Origin of the sequence: Corynebacterium sp. AOP12-C2-36, from assembly GCF_052379185.1 — a bacterium.
GTDB lineage: Bacteria > Actinomycetota > Actinomycetes > Mycobacteriales > Mycobacteriaceae > Corynebacterium.
In genome coordinates this window covers 16,397-30,892 of record NZ_JBQSYJ010000003.1, presented here as the reverse complement: position 1 = coordinate 30,892, position 14,496 = coordinate 16,397, and the positions used below count along the sequence as shown (strand labels likewise).

General features: G+C 68.3%; 10 protein-coding genes. 1 reads left to right on the top strand and 9 read right to left on the bottom strand.

Features of this window, described 5'->3' with window-relative positions:
- Positions 1–19: 19 nt before the first annotated feature.
- The 5 genes from ACT3UN_RS02965 to ACT3UN_RS02945 form a co-directional block, all read right to left on the bottom strand.
- A complete protein-coding gene (locus ACT3UN_RS02965; RefSeq protein WP_301443164.1) occupies positions 20–1,603 on the bottom strand; it encodes a GMC family oxidoreductase in 1,584 nt (527 codons plus the stop codon).
- A gap of 64 nt (positions 1,604–1,667) precedes the next feature.
- The gene (locus tag ACT3UN_RS02960) at positions 1,668–3,173 is read right to left on the bottom strand and encodes an aldehyde dehydrogenase family protein (protein ID WP_301443163.1); all 1,506 of its coding nucleotides are present in this window, start codon (positions 3,171–3,173) and stop codon (positions 1,668–1,670) included.
- Positions 3,166–5,316: a choline BCCT transporter BetT gene (betT, locus tag ACT3UN_RS02955; protein ID WP_444656274.1), complete on the bottom strand. Its 2,151-nt coding sequence runs from the start codon at positions 5,314–5,316 to the stop codon at positions 3,166–3,168. The genes ACT3UN_RS02960 and betT overlap by 8 nt, the downstream gene beginning before the upstream one ends.
- A gap of 128 nt (positions 5,317–5,444) precedes the next feature.
- Complete coding sequence (hisS, locus tag ACT3UN_RS02950) at positions 5,445–6,752, bottom strand: histidine--tRNA ligase (RefSeq protein ID WP_441579623.1); 1,308 nt, start codon at positions 6,750–6,752, stop codon at positions 5,445–5,447.
- 31 nt (positions 6,753–6,783) lie between these two features.
- Entirely contained in the window at positions 6,784–7,446 is a 663-nt protein-coding gene (locus tag ACT3UN_RS02945; protein ID WP_444656272.1) for an MBL fold metallo-hydrolase, read from the bottom strand.
- 182 nt (positions 7,447–7,628) lie between these two features.
- On the opposite strand from ACT3UN_RS02945, the gene ACT3UN_RS02940 reads away from it, so the two are divergent.
- Entirely contained in the window at positions 7,629–8,474 is an 846-nt protein-coding gene (locus ACT3UN_RS02940) for a peptidylprolyl isomerase (protein WP_301442035.1), read from the top strand.
- 36 nt (positions 8,475–8,510) lie between these two features.
- On the opposite strand, the gene ACT3UN_RS02935 is transcribed toward ACT3UN_RS02940, so the two are convergent.
- The 4 genes from ACT3UN_RS02935 to secF are packed head-to-tail and all read right to left on the bottom strand — an operon-like array spanning position 8,511 to position 14,496.
- Positions 8,511–10,781, bottom strand: coding sequence for a RelA/SpoT family protein (locus ACT3UN_RS02935; protein WP_301442034.1), 2,271 nt, complete (start codon positions 10,779–10,781; stop codon positions 8,511–8,513).
- 43 nt (positions 10,782–10,824) lie between these two features.
- A complete protein-coding gene (locus ACT3UN_RS02930) occupies positions 10,825–11,367 on the bottom strand; it encodes an adenine phosphoribosyltransferase (RefSeq protein WP_444656270.1) in 543 nt (180 codons plus the stop codon).
- Positions 11,364–13,229, bottom strand: a complete 1,866-nt coding sequence (locus ACT3UN_RS02925; protein ID WP_444656268.1) for an ABC transporter substrate-binding protein — start codon at positions 13,227–13,229, stop codon at positions 11,364–11,366. The genes ACT3UN_RS02930 and ACT3UN_RS02925 overlap by 4 nt, the downstream gene beginning before the upstream one ends.
- A gap of 22 nt (positions 13,230–13,251) precedes the next feature.
- A complete protein-coding gene (gene secF / locus ACT3UN_RS02920; RefSeq protein ID WP_301442031.1) occupies positions 13,252–14,496 on the bottom strand; it encodes a protein translocase subunit SecF in 1,245 nt (414 codons plus the stop codon).

Sequence of the window (14,496 nt, the reverse complement as noted above, 5' to 3'; positions counted from 1 at the left end):
CTCGCCGATCGGATGCTGATCAGTTGCCGCGGATCAGGTCCGAGGCGCGCTCCCCGATCAGCATGCAGCTGATGTTGGGGTTGACCGCGGTGAGTTGCGGCATCACCGAGGCGTCGACGACGCGCAGCCCGGAGACACCCTTGACGCGCAGCTCCGGGTCCAGCGGCGACATGACGTCGTCCACGGCACCCATGCGCACCGTGCCGGCCGGGTGGTAGACGGTGTTGTGCGTCTTGGCCACGTAGTCGGCGATGTCCTCGTCCGACTGCACCTCGGTACCCGGGAAGAGCTCCCGGCCGGCGTACTCGGCCATGGCCGGCTGGGCGACGATCTCGCGGGCGAGCTTGATGCCCTCCACGGCGATGTGCATGTCGTAGCCCTCCTCGTCGGTGAAGTACCGCGGGTCGACCATCGGCTTGTCGCGGAAGTCGCAGGTCCGCAGCCGCACCGTGCCGCGGGCCTTGGCGTGGGTGATGTTCGGCGTCAGGCAGAACGCCTCGTCCGCGGTCGGGTAGCCCTGACGACGTGTGTGCATGTCGAAGGGCATCGAACCGTAGTGCATCATCAGGTCCGGCAGGTCCAGGCCGTCGGCACCGCCCTCGTCGACCTTGTCGAAGATCCCGATCTCCCACCACTGTGTGGCGTCACGGGTCATCGGGACCTTGGACTCCCAGGAGATCACGGCCTCCGGGTGGTCCTGCAGGTGCTCGCCGACGCCGGGGGCGTCGACCAGGGTCTCCACGCCGACCTCGGCGAGGTGCTCGGCCGGGCCGATGCCGGAGAGCATGAGCAGCTTCGGGCTGTCGATCGCGCCGGCGGAGAGGATGACCTCACGGTTGGCGTCCAGGGTCTTGAGCCGTCCGAAGGGGTTGTCCAGGTACTCGATGCCGGTGGCCGTGGGCTGCCCGCCCTCGCCGTCGGTGGTCTCGCTGAACAGGATCCGGGAGACCTGACGGTCGGTCAGGATGTCCAGGTTCTCGCGCTCCATGACCGGGTGCAGGTAGGACACCGAGGACGAGGAACGCACGTTCTCGTCGGTGGCGTTGATCTGGAACCAGTCCGCACCGTGGTTGACGGTGGTGCCCTCGTTGAAAGGCGTGTTCGGCAGGCCCTGCTGTTCGCAGGCCTCGATGATCGCCGTGCCCACCGGGTCGCGGTGCGGCACCGAGCGCAGACGGACGGGGCCGTCGTGGCCGTGGTTGTCGCCCTCACGGTCATTGGTCTCCAGGCGCTTGATCAGCGGCAGGACGCTCTCGGAGTCCCAGCCGGCCGCACCCAGGCTCACCCAGTGGTCCAGGTCCTGGGCCGGGGTGTGGAAGGCGATGCACGAGTTGTGCGAGGAACAGCCGCCGAGCACCTTCGCACGCGCGTGGCGCATGAAGGAGTTGCCGTGCTGCTGCGGCTCGATCGGGTAGTCCCAGTCGTAGCCGGACTCCAGCAGTCCGGGCCACTCGGCGAGGTTCAGGATCTCTGGCTTGTCGACATCGGTGGGGCCGGCCTCGATCAGGGCGACGGTGACCTCCGGGTCCTCGCTGAGCCGGGACGCCACCACGGCGCCCGAGGAACCTGCACCGATGACGATGTAGTCGTAGTTGTCTCGCATGTCTTCTCCACTCCTCATGTGTTCCATGAATTCAGGTGAACAGTCAGGTACTGCTGACGGGGTACTACTTCTGGGGGAACCAGCCGGTCGCGGCCGGCTCGGTGTTCTCGTAGACGTGCTTGGCCTCGCGGTACTCCTCGAGTCCGGCCAGGCCGAGCTCGCGTCCGGTGCCGGAGGCCTTGAAGCCGCCCCACTCCGCCTGGGGGACGTAGGGGTGGTAGTCGTTGATCCACACCGTGCCGTGGCGCAGCGCCCGGGAGACCCGGTTCGCCACTCCCCGATCGCTGGTCCACACCGCGCCGGCCAGGCCGTACTCGGTGTGGTTTGCCGTGGCGATGGCCTCGGCCTCCGTGGTGAAGGTCTCCACGGTGATGACCGGGCCGAAGCCCTCCTCGACGACCGCGGGGTTCTCCGCGGTGCAGTTGTCGAGGACCGTCGGGGCGTAGAAGCAGCCCTTCTCCAGCTCGGGGCCGCCCCAGTGGCCGCCGCAGCGCAGGGTCGCGCCGGCCTCCACACCACGCCGGACGTAGTCGGTGACCTTGTCGCGGTGCTCCACCGAGATCAGCGGGCCGGTCTCGGCGGCCTCGTCGAAGGGACCGCCCATCACGATGCCCTCGGCACGGCGGACGAGCTCGTCGACGAAACGCTCCTTGATGCTCTCCTCGACGATCAGACGGGTGCCGGCCGAGCAGACCAGGCCGGAGTCCAGGAAACCGGCGTTGAGGGCGTTGTCCACGGCGGCGTCGAAGTCGGCGTCGGCGAAGACCACGTTCGGGTTCTTGCCGCCGAGCTCCAGGGCCAGCTTCTTGATGGACGGGGCCGCGGCGGCGGCGATGCGCTGACCGGTGACCAGACCACCGGTGAACGAGACCATGTCCACGTCCGGGTGCGACGACAGCGGCGCACCGGCCTCGGCACCCGCGCCGAGCACCAGGTTGGCCACACCGGCGGGCAGCCCGAGCTTGTCCAGCACGTCGATGATCAGGATGGCGGTGTGCGGGGTCAGTTCGGCGGGCTTGAGCACGAAGGTGTTGCCGGCGGCGATCGCCGGGGCGATCTTCCAGCTGGCCTGCAGCAGCGGGAAGTTCCACGGGGTGATCATCCCGCACACGCCGACGGGCTCGTAGACGACCCGGGAGATCACCGAGTCGTCCCCGGCGTCGATGATGCGGCCCGGGTGCTGGTCGGCGATCTTGCCGAAGAACCGGAAGCAGTTCATGATGTCGTCCATGTCGCCCTCGGCCTCGACCAGACGCTTGCCGGTGTCCAGGGCCTCGGCGCGGGCGAACTCGTCCTTGCGCTCGGCCATGGCGTCGGCGACCTTGAGCAGCAGGTCGCCACGGTAGGCAGCCGAGGTGGAGGACCACTCGCCGGCGTCGAAGGCCCGTCGGGCCGCGGCGATGGCCTTCTCGGTGTCGGCGGAGGTCGCCTCGGAGACCACGGCGACGACGCTGCCGTCCGCCGGGCAGGTCACGGTTCGGGTGCCGCCGTCGGCCGCGGCGGTCCAGGCGCCGTCGATGTACAGCGACCAGGGGGTGTCCTGGGGGGTGTCCCGGATGGTGTCAGTCATTGCTGTTCTCTCTTCCTGTCTGTTCAGGGTCGTTGTCGTCGTTGGTCCACAGCGAGGGTGCCGTGCCGTGGGCGTCGGCGGTGGGGGTACCACCGTCACCGGTCAGGGACATGTACTCCACGTGCACCTCATAGGAGTCCAGGACATCCGAGATGACCTGGTCCTTCGAATAGCCGAGGATGTTGTGGCCGCGTGAACCGGTCGCCGAGAAGACCTCGAGCGTGAAGTACACGTCGTGGTCCACGTTAAGGTTCACCGCGAAGTTCGGCACCTGCCCCGGCACCGGGTACGCCTGGTACTTGAAGTCGTCCTGGCCCGGGAACCGGACCAGCAGGTCGACGAAGTCGATCGGGTGCTCCGGGTGTGTGTCGCGGGTGAGCGAGACGTCCAGGCCGAGTTCGCGCAGTTCCTCGGCGACCTCGGTGATGGCCGGCGCCGCGGTGCTCTCCACGTAGGCCTGGGTCTCCTTCGCCGAGGGGAAGCTCATCCGGCGCTTGAGCCGGTTGCGCCACGCCAGTCGCGGCTGCGGGGTTCCCGCCCGGTCGGACAGCGCGCCGGGCAGGGAGAGCGCCCGGGACTGCAACCAGTGGGCCTCGGCGCCCAGGACCCGCCAGATGCTGAACATCAGCAGGTACATGATCACCGAGAACGGCAGCCCGATGAGCACCGTCGCCGCCTGCAGTGTGTAGACACCGCCGATGAGCAGCATCACCAGCGTCAGCGCACCGGTGAGCACCGCCCACACGATCCGCAGCCACGGCGGGCCGTCCGCGTCCTCCACCGAGGGCTTGGACGTGATGTTCGCCATCACCAGCGAACCGGAGTCCGCCGAGGTGACGTAGAAAAGCAGGCCGGTCAGCACGGCCAGGGCCACCGCGAAGGTCGATCCCGGGTACTGCTGCAGCAGCAGGAAGAACCCGGACTCCGGGGTGTCCACCGCGGTCTGCAGGAACTCCTCGTCGCCGTCGCGGAAGAAGCCGAGGGCGGCGTTGCCGAAGATCGAGATCCAGATCGCGATGAAGGCGAAGGGGATCACGAGCACGCCGAGGATGAACTGGCGCAGGGTGCGTCCGCGCGAGATCCGGGCCAGGAACAGGCCCACGAAGGGTGCCCAGGCGATCCACCAGGCCCAGAAGAACAGTGTCCAGTCCGACTGCCACTGGTCCGCCGGGTAGTCGGCGGCACCGTCGGTGTAGGCGAAGGTGTTCATGATCATCGAGGGGAACCGGGCCACGAAGTCGCCGAGGTTCTGCACCAGGGCGTTGAGCAGCTCGGCGGTCCGGCCCATGACCACGATCCACACCATCAGCGCCAGGGCCAGCCACACGTTGAGCTCGGAGAGCCGGCGGATGCCCTTGTCCACGCCGGAGACCGTGGAGATGACGGTGATCAGCACGGAAAGGCCGATCAGGGCGACCTGGACGCCGGTGTTCGTGGGGATCCCGAAGATCTCGGAGAGACCGTAGTTCAGGAACACCACGCCGATGCCCAGGGAGACGGCGATGCCGAAGGCGGTGCCGATGGCCGCGGCGATGTCCACGCCGTGGCCGATCGCGCCGTGGATGCGGCGTCCGAAGACCGGGGCCAGGGCCGAGCGGATGCTCAGCGGCATGTGGTAGCGGTAGGCGAACAGGCCGAAGGCCATCCCCATCAGGGCGTACATCGCCCAGCCCGGGATGCCGTAGTGGAACATCGTCCACAGCGGGGCCATGCGGGCGGCCTCGTCGGAGAGCTCGGCGGTCTCCGGCGGGGTGAGGTAGTTCGTCGCGGGGCCCGAGACGCCGAAGAACATCAGGTCCACACCGATGCCGGCGGCGAAGAGCATTGCGCCCCAGGTGAACATCCCGAACCGTGGCTGCGAGTGGTCCGGGCCGATCTTGGTGTTGCCCACGCGGCGAAACGCGATCACCAGGACGAAGACCACCACCACCCCGGCGGTCAACACGTAGTACCAGCCCAGGTTGGTGGAGACCCACTCCTTGACCGTGTTGATCACGTTGTCCGCGGAGTCCGGGGCCAGCCAGGCCCAGACCACGAAGGCGACCATCAGTCCGGCGGACACAATAAACACCGGCCAGTTGACCGGTGAACTGCGTGCTGCCGTCGTTGACTCCCCGCCTCCCGGGGACTCAGATTCTTCCATGAAAATACTCCTCTGGGCTCAGTGTGAGGTCTCTGCGCCTGAATGTAACTTTCAGGATTCAGAGACAAGACTAGCCCATCGGAGCACCCGCCACCCCCGGTTGAGGAGAGGCTAAGGTCAGAGCAAGATCAGGCGGTTACTTCCGCTAATGCCCTGGTCACAACCTGCTCCACATCCTCTACCGCGACCTCGGTCTGCTGACGGGTCGACAGGTCGCGCAACACCACGGTGCCGTCCCGGAGCTCGTTGTCGCCCAGGACCAGAGCGAAGAGGGCGCCCGCCCGGTCCGCGCCCTTCATCGCGCCCTTGAGACCACGGTCGCCGTAGGACATGTCGGCGCTGACGCCGGCGCGGCGCAGCCGGTCGACGACCACCGCCATCCGACGCTTCGCGTCGGCACCCATCGGCACGCCGTAGACGTCGACACGGCGTCCCGTCGTCGGCGAGACACCCTCGGCCTCCAGGGCGAGCACGGTGCGGTCCACGCCGAGACCGAACCCGATGCCGGAGAGGTCCTGGCCGCCCAGCTGGGCCATCAGGCCGTCGTAGCGTCCTCCCCCGCCGATGCCGGACTGCGCGCCGAGTCCGTCGTGGACGAACTCGAAGCAGGTCTTGGTGTAGTAGTCCAGCCCGCGCACGAGGCGGGGGTTCAGGGTGTAGGACACGCCCATGTCGTCGAGGGTGCCGGTCACGGTCTCGAAGTGCTCCCGGGCCGCGTCGGACAGGTTGTCCGGCATCAACGGGGCGTCCGCCATCATCTCGCGGACCTCCGGGCGCTTGTCGTCGAGCACGCGCAGCGGGTTGATCTCGGCACGTCGACGGGTCTCCTCGTCCAACGGCAGGGCGAAGAGGAACTCCTGCAGCTTCGCGCGGTACTGCGGGCGGCAGGTCTCGTCGCCCAGCGTGGAGAGTTCAAGGCGGAAGTCCGAGAGCCCGAGCGCGCGGTAACAGCGGTCGGCCATGGCCACGACCTCGGCGTCCAACGTGGGGTCGTCGACGCCGATCGCCTCGACGCCGACCTGCTGGAGCTGGCGGTAGCGTCCCGCCTGCGGACGCTCGTAGCGGAAGAACGGGCCGGAGTAGGTCAGCTTCACCGGAAGCTGGCCGCGGTCGAGGTTGTGCTCGATCACCGAACGCATCACCCCGGCGGTGCCCTCCGGACGCAGGGTCACCGAGCGGCCACCACGGTCCTCGAAGGTGTACATCTCCTTGGAGACCACGTCCGTGGACTCCCCCACCCCGCGGGCGAACAGGGCGGTCTCCTCGAAGACCGGCAGTTCGATGTGGCCGTAGCCGGACTTGTGGATGACCTCCTCGAACGTGCTGCGCACAGCATGGAACGCCGCGGATGCCGGGGGCACGTAGTCCGGCACCCCCTTGGGGCCGGCGAACGATTGGACCTGTCCGGTGGAACCGGTGCTGCTGGAGTCACTCACGGGGGTCAACTATAGCGACCCGGCCGTCGGCTCACACGACCCCCTGCAGGAAGCCGTTCTGCTCCTTCTCCGTGCCCACCGTCGTCGCCGGGCCGTGACCGGGCACCACGGTGTCCTCCCCGTCGAAGGTCTCCACCAGGCGGCGCAGGCTGTCGACCATCACCGCCGGCTCGGAGAACGGCAGGTCGGTGCGTCCCACCCCTCCGCGGAAGAGCACGTCGCCGCCGAGGATCAGGCCCTGGCCCTCGACCTCGCTGCGGAACATCACCGAGCCCGGCGAGTGCCCGGGCATGTGGTGGGCGGTGAACCCCACCCCGCAGATGTCCAGCACGTCGCCGTCGGCGACGGGCGTGGGGACCTCCGGGGTCTCCATCGTGGCCACGTCGTGCGCCTCGCCGGACGGTCCCATCGCGTCGAGCACCTCGCGCTGCAGGAAGACGTTGTCCGCCGGGTGCATGTGGGACGCCACGGCGTAGGTGGCCTGCACCGAAGGCAGGTCGCGGACGTGGTCGATGTGACCGTGGGTCAGCACGATCTGCGTGACCCGCAGCCCCTTCTCCGCCACGGCCTGCTCGATCAGTGCCGCGGCCCCCATCCCCGGGTCCACGACGGTGGCCTCGGCCCCGTCGTGCAGGAGCAGGCAGTTCGTCTCGAACGGGCCGGTGGGCAATACTTCCACGGTGAGGTTCGCCATGGCCGCCACCCTACCGTCCGGCGCGGCCCGGATTCACCGGCGAGGTGGATCCCGGGGCAGATTCACAGGCGACAAGGTGGCGTGCTGCTGGAGTAAGCAGGTGCGGGGTGGAACAATGGGGCAGTCGATCACGACCGATCACATCCGATCACGACCATCCCCGAGGGAAAGGCCACGGAGCTTTGTCCGACAACTCCTCCCGCCGCGACGCGGCACTCAAGAATCTCGACAAGGAACTGAAGTCGAGGGCACGGCGCGAAAAGCTGCGCCCCCTCGGCGTCACGCTGGCCACCCTGGTCGTGCTCGTCGCCCTGGTCGGCGGCATCTACATCGCCGCCACGGCCGGTGGCGGCGACGAAGACGACCAGGAGAACCTCGCCGACGGCCAGAGCTCCGCCCCGAGCACCCCGGAGACCGAGGAGGCCTCGGCCCCGCAGGAGTGCGCCTACAACGAGTCCGGCGACGCCGCCAAGGAGGTCTCCGTGCCCAGTGCCGACGACCTGCGCACGGACGGCACCTCGGACGTCACCCTGGCCACCAACAAGGGCGACATCGGCGTGACCCTGGACTACGGCCAGGCCCCCTGTGCCGCCACCAGCTTCGAGCACCTCGCCTCGGAGGACTTCTACAACGACACCACCTGCCACCGCGTGGTCGTCAGCGACTCCATGAAGATCCTGCAGTGCGGTGACCCTGCCGGTGACGGTTCCGGCGGCCCCGGCTACTCCTTCCCCGACGAGTACCCCGTCTGGAACGAGGACGGCGAGCCGGTCGAGGAGGAGGGCCAGTACAAGCGCGGCGTGCTCGCGATGGCCAACAGCGGCGAGAACACCAACGGCTCCCAGTTCTTCCTCGTCGACGACGAGACCCAGCTGCCCAACGACTACACCATCTTCGGCACCATCTCCGAGGACGGGCTGAGCACCCTGGACTCCATCATCGAGGAGAACGAGGGTCAGCACGAGGACACCGGCGGCGACGGCGAGCCCGTCGACGAGGTCCGCATCGAGAGCGCCACGGTCGCCTGACACCCCGCGTCCGGTAGGTCGCGCCGTCGGCGCGTCCTACCCCCCGGTGGTGACGCGGTAGACGTCGTAGACGCCCTCCACGTTGCGCAGCTGGTTCATCAGGTAACCCAGCTGCTTGGTGTCCGACACCTCGAAGGTGAACCGGCACATCGCCACCCGGTCCTCCGCCACGTGAGTGCTCGTGGCGATGATCGGCACCTTCTGTTCACTGACCACACGAGTGACCTCGCTGAGCAGGCCCGTGCGGTCCAGGCCCTCGATCTGCAGGGTGACCACGAAGACCGCGTCGCGCACGTCCGAGGCCCACGCCACGTCGATGAGGCGCTCCGGCTCTGAGTGCAGCTTCTCGGAGTTGGTGCAGTCCGTACGGTGCACCGACACCCCTCCACCCTTGGTGATGAAGCCGAAGATCTCGTCGCCGGGCACCGGGGTACAGCACTTGGCGAGCTTCGCCGAGAAATCCGAGTTGCCCTGCACCAGCACACCGGAGCCGTCACCACGGCCGGACTGGACCTGCTGCTGCGGGGTCGTGCGACGCACCGCGGGGGCCGGGGCGACCGGCTGGTCGTCCTCGTCGGCGTCGCCCTGGTAGATGTCCTGCAGCATGTGGACCACATGCCCGGCGGTGACCCCGCCCTTGCCGATGGCGTCGTACAGGTCGTCCACGGAATCGCGGGAGAGCTGCGTAGCCACCGTGCGCAACGCCGTGGCCGTCACCAGACGCTGCAACGGGATACCCGTACGCTGCGCCTCGGCCGCCAGAGCCTCCTTGCCCTTCTCCAGGGTCTCCTCGCGGCGCTCCTTGTTGAACCAGGTGCGGATGCGGTTACGCGCCCGCGGGGAGACCACGAACTTCTCCCAGTCCTTCGACGGACCCGCGGTCGAGTCCTTCGAGGTGAAGATCTCCACCTTGTCGCCGGTCTTGAGCGGCGACTCCAACGCGACCAGCTTGCCGTTGACCTTCGCACCGATGCACCGGTGGCCGACCTCGGTGTGCACCGCGTAGGCGAAGTCCACCGGGGTGGCGTCCGTGGGCAGTGTCACCGCGTCGCCACGGGGGGTGAACACGAAGATCTGGGTCGTCGAGAGGTCGTAGCGCAGCGAGTCCAGGAACTCGTTGGGGTCCGCGGCCTCCTTCTGCCAGTCGAGCAGCTGACGCATCCACGCCATCTGGTCGACCTCGGCGGCGTCGCCCTTGTGCGAGCCCTTGGTCTCCTTGTAGCGCCAGTGGGCGGCGATGCCGTACTCCGCCTGGTAATGCATCTCGTGGGTACGGATCTGCACCTCCAGCACCTTGGCGTCCGGCCCGATGACCGTGGTGTGCAGCGAGCGGTACACGTCGAAGCGCGGCTGGGAGATGTAGTCCTTGAACCGGCCGGGCATCGGCTGGTACTGCGAGTGCACCGCGCCGACGGCGGCGTAGCAGTCGCGGATCTCGTCGACGAGGATGCGGATGCCCACCAAGTCGAAGATCTCGTCGAAGTCGCGGCCGCGCACGATCATCTTCTGGTAGATCGACCAGTAGTGCTTCGGCCGGCCCACCACCTCGGCGGTGATGTGCGAGTCGCGCAGCGTGGACTGGATGTCGTTGATGACCTTCGCCAGGTACTGGTCACGCTTGGGCGCACGGTCGGCGACGAGCCGGACGATCTCCTCGTACTTCTTCGGGTACAGGATCGCGAAGGACAGGTCCTCCAGCTCCCACTTGATCGTGGCCATGCCCAGGCGGTGCGCCAGCGGTGCGATGACCTCCAGGGTCTGCCGGGCCTTCTTGGCCTGCTTCTCCGGCGGCAGGAAACGCATCGTGCGCATGTTGTGCAGCCGGTCGGCGACCTTGATCACCAGCACGCGCGGGTCGTGGGCCATGGCCACGATCATCTTGCGGATCGTCTCGGCCTCGGCCGCGGAACCCAGGGCGACCTTGTCCAGCTTGGTCACCCCGTCCACCAGCTGGGTGACCTCGGCGCCGAAGTCGGCGGTGAGGTCGTCGAGGGAGTAGTCGGTGTCCTCGACCGTGTCGTGCAGCAGCGCGGCGACCAGCGTGGTGGTGTCCATGCCGATCTCCGCGGCGATGGTCGCCACGGCAAGCGGGTGGGTGATGTAGGGCTCCCCCGACTTACGCAGCACCCCGGAGTGCAGGCGTTCTGCGGTGGTGTAGGCGCGGCTGAGGATCTCGACGTCGGCCTTGGGGTGGTAGCGCCGGTGCACGGCGATCAGCGGCCCCAGCACGGGGTTGATCCTGCTCTTGCCGGTGAGGCTGCGCGCGATACGCGCGGCCATCCACAGCGAGTTCTTCTCGTTCGTCATGCCTCACCGTTTCCCTACTGTGTGCAGCGTGTGAACGACAAGCCTACTGTCCGCGGGAAACCACGTACAACGGAAGGTCCCCCAAACGTTTCGCACCCTGCAGTTCCGGGACCTCCAGGGCCACGGCGACACCCACGGTGATCGCGCCGGCCTTGTCCAGCAGGGCACGTGCGGCGACCAGCGTGCCGCCGGTGGCGAGCACGTCGTCGACGAGCAGGACGCGGCGTCCGTGCACGTCGAGGCCCTCCGAGGGGATCTCCAGGGCGGCGGTGCCGTACTCCAGGGCGTAGTCCTGGTGGAACACCGGCGACGGGAGCTTGCCCGCCTTGCGCAGCGCGAGCACACCGACACCGAGTTGCAGGGCGACCGCGGAGCCGAGCAGGAAGCCGCGGGCGTCGAGGCCGGCGACGACGTCGATGTCGAACTCGCGGCAGACGTCGGCCATCTCGGTGACGATCGTGCGGAAGGCCGTTCCGTCGGCGAGGACGGGGGTCAGGTCCTGGAAGACGATCCCGGGCCCCGGGAAGTCCGGGACGTGTCGGGTCTTGGCCGCCAGGGCGGTCCTGGCGTCCGGGTAGTCAGTCACTGCTCGTCCTCACTGTTTTCACTGTCGTCACTGTCGTCACTGTTGCTGCTGCTGGGCTCGGTCGGCGCCGTGGTCGGTGCCGAGGTCGTCGGGAAGTCCGGGGAGACCCAGCGGTCCATGTTCCAGCTCATGCCGGTCTCGCCGGGGTTGTCGACCACGTTGGACAGGCCACGGTCCACCGCAACCGAGCGGGGCTCGGCGGTCAACGGCACGGTCGCCGTCGAGTCCGCCAGGACGTTCTCGGCGTCACGCAGCTGGCTGACCGTGGCCGTGCCCGAGGCGCCCGACGACGCCGGGAACGAGACCTGCGGGTTCTGGCCGAAGGTCGACCGGGTCTCCAGCAGGGCGTCGTAGTCGGTGCCGAGGCCGTCGAGGTCGTCGACACCCAGCGGGACCGGCACCACGGTCACGTCCGCGGCGGAGCAGGACTCGACGAGGGTGTCGACCATCGCCCGGTAGCGTGCCACGTCGGAGAAGTAGCCGACGCGCACGGTCGTCCCGCCCAGGCGGTCGGTGGTCGGCGCGGTGTCGGTGTTGTTGTTGCGGGCGGCGATGTCGCCGAGGTTCTCCCCTGCCTGGGCGCCGGGGGCGATCAGCCGGAAGGGTGCCTCGTCGACGGTGATGCCGGACTCCGACTTCACCGCGTCGGCCACCGCACTGCGGTCCACGCAGCGCGCGAAGGCGCGCCGGTTCTCCGCGGAGTCGAAGATGCCGCTGTCCGACAGCGTCAGACCGTCGACACGGGTGCCGGAGCCACGGGTCACGGCGAAGCGTCCGGAGACGTCGTCGGAGTCCGAGAGGTCCGGGGCGGTCTCGTCGGTGTCCGCCCGGATGCCGTCATCACCGTCCTCTGCACCGTCGGCACCGTCGGCGTCATCGCTGCCGGTCGTCTCGCTGGACGGTGCACCGGTCTCGGTTGCCGTGTCAGTCGCCGTCTGCGTCCCTGTCTCCGGAGCGACCTCGAGGCCCGCGGCCACCGGGTCGGTCTCAGGGGGGACGTCGGCGACGTAGAGCCGGTAGTCCGAGGAGAGCTGCTCGAAGTCGGGTCCCTCGATGCCGGCACCGGGACCCGACCACATCACGACCTCGTCCAGACCGGGGCGCACCCCGGTCCACTCCGGGTTGACGGTGAGCGCCAGGGAGCCGTCCTCACCACGGGAGGCCACCCGGTACGGCCCGTAGGTCGGGACCTGCGAGGGGTCGGTCTCGGCGACGCGGAAGGTGGAGCTCCACTCCCGGCCCAGGTCGGCCAGAGCATCCTGGTCGCCGGTGTCGATGGCACCGACCACGTCGTCCACGCCGGCGCGCTCGGCCACGGTGTGCGAGGGCAGAACCTCGCCGACACTGAACAGCTCGCGGTAACGGCTGCCCATGCCCCGGTCGAACTCGATGCTGAAGTCACGCTGACCGGCGTCGCAGTTGAAGTCCTTGACCCGGGCGGTCAGGCCCAGGTCGGAGGAGAACAGGTCCGGGTACTTCGATGCCACCCACGTCAGCAGGAAGTCGTCGCAGACCACCGGGGCGCCGTCGGAGTAGGTCACCTGGTCGCTGATCCGGTAGTTGACGATGTCGCCGTTGTCCGCCGAGGGCGTCGCCCTCACCAGGTCGGTGTTCGGCAACAGCCGTCCGTCCGGCCCGGTGAGGTAGGAGCCCGGGTACAGGCGTGCGGACACCTTCGCCGCATCGGTCGCCGCGCCCTGGGCGCTCGCGGCGTTGAGGGTCACGATCGGGCGTGGCAGTGCGTAGCCGAACAGCGGGTCGGACGCGTCCTCGACTCCGTCGTCGGAGGAGCACGCCACCACCCCGAAGGCCACCGCCGTGGCCGTGAGGAGAGCCGCCGGACGGCGGAATCGATGCGTCATCGTCCTGTCTTTCCTTGTGAGATTACATCCCGGGCCGCCAGGTGCGGCCCCTGTCCTGACCGGGTTCGGTGTCCCCGCCGTGCGAGTGCGGCGGCAACGTGACGGTGCGCCGCGGCTGCTCGTCGGCCGCTTCGGCGGCCGGGCCGTCCTGCGCGGCCTCGTCGCCGGAGGCGTCAGCAGCGGACTGGTCCGCCGGTACGACGCTGCGGTCCGCGGCGAGTTCGCGGGCGCGGGCGACCTTGCGGTCGTGCTCGACCATCTTCTTCTGGCGGCTCTTCAGGGTCACCAGCAGCGGCGCCGAGAAGTAGATCGAGCTGAAGGTACCGGCGATCACGCCCACGAACTGGACCAGGGCCAGGTCCTTGAGCGTGCCGACACCCATCAGCCACACCGCCACGACCAGCAGCGAGGCAATCGGGACCACGGAGAACAGCGAGGTGTTCAACGACCTCATCACCGTCTGGTTGATCGCCAGGTTGACCTGTTCACCGTAGGTGGAGCGCGTCGAGCTGAACACGTCCTGCGTGTTCTCGTGGACCTTGTCGAACACGATCACGGTGTCGTAGAGCGAGTACGCCAGAATCGTCAGCAGGCCGATGATCGTGGCCGGTGAGACCTCGAATCCGACGAGCGAGTAGATGCCGGCGACGAAGATGCCGTCCAGCAGCAGGGTGACGATCGCGGAGATCGCCATGTCGCGCTCCATGCGGATGGTGATGTAGACGAAGACGATCGCCAGGAACACCACCATGCCGATGACCATGCGTTCGGTGACCGACTGGCCCCAGGACTCCGACACGGTGGAGTCGCTGATGGCGTCGGGGCTGGGCTGGCCGGTCTGGTCGGTCGGCTCGAACTCATCGTAGAGCGCGACCCGTGCCTCACGGATCTGCTCGTCCGACAGACGCTCGGAGGCGACCTCGATGCTCTGGCTGTTGCCGCTGCCCACGGTCTGCACCGACTGCGGTGTCACACCGGTGGCGTCCTCGACGACCTCGGTGACCGAGGTCTCGGTGGCACCGTTGGACGGCGGCATGGTCAGCTTCGTGCCACCCTCCAGGTCGATGCCCAAGGTGAAGCCCTTGATCGCGATGACCAGGAAGCACAGCAAGGTCAGCAGCGCGTAGATCCAGTACCAGCGGCGCCGCTTGTCGACGAAGGCGAAGTTGGCCTCGCCGTTATAGGTCTTCTCGAGGATACCGGCGGGCTTGGGGGTAGGCGCGGTGGAAGACGTGTTGGAAGACGTGGTTTCAGTCGTCGCGTTCAT

What these genes read in the sequence shown, in the direction of transcription:
- ACT3UN_RS02965 (WP_301443164.1), bottom strand. Translation starts at nt 1,603, where the DNA reads ATGCGAGACAACTACGACTACATCGTCATCGGTGCAGGTTCCTCGGGC.
- ACT3UN_RS02960 (WP_301443163.1), bottom strand. Translation starts at nt 3,173, where the DNA reads ATGACTGACACCATCCGGGACACCCCCCAGGACACCCCCTGGTCGCTG.
- betT (WP_444656274.1), bottom strand. Translation starts at nt 5,316, where the DNA reads ATGGAAGAATCTGAGTCCCCGGGAGGCGGGGAGTCAACGACGGCAGCA.
- ACT3UN_RS02945 (WP_444656272.1), bottom strand. Translation starts at nt 7,446, where the DNA reads ATGGCGAACCTCACCGTGGAAGTATTGCCCACCGGCCCGTTCGAGACG.
- ACT3UN_RS02935 (WP_301442034.1), bottom strand. Translation starts at nt 10,781, where the DNA reads ATGACGAACGAGAAGAACTCGCTGTGGATGGCCGCGCGTATCGCGCGC.
- ACT3UN_RS02925 (WP_444656268.1), bottom strand. Translation starts at nt 13,229, where the DNA reads ATGACGCATCGATTCCGCCGTCCGGCGGCTCTCCTCACGGCCACGGCG.
- secF (WP_301442031.1), bottom strand. Translation starts at nt 14,496, where the DNA reads ATGAACGCGACGACTGAAACCACGTCTTCCAACACGTCTTCCACCGCG.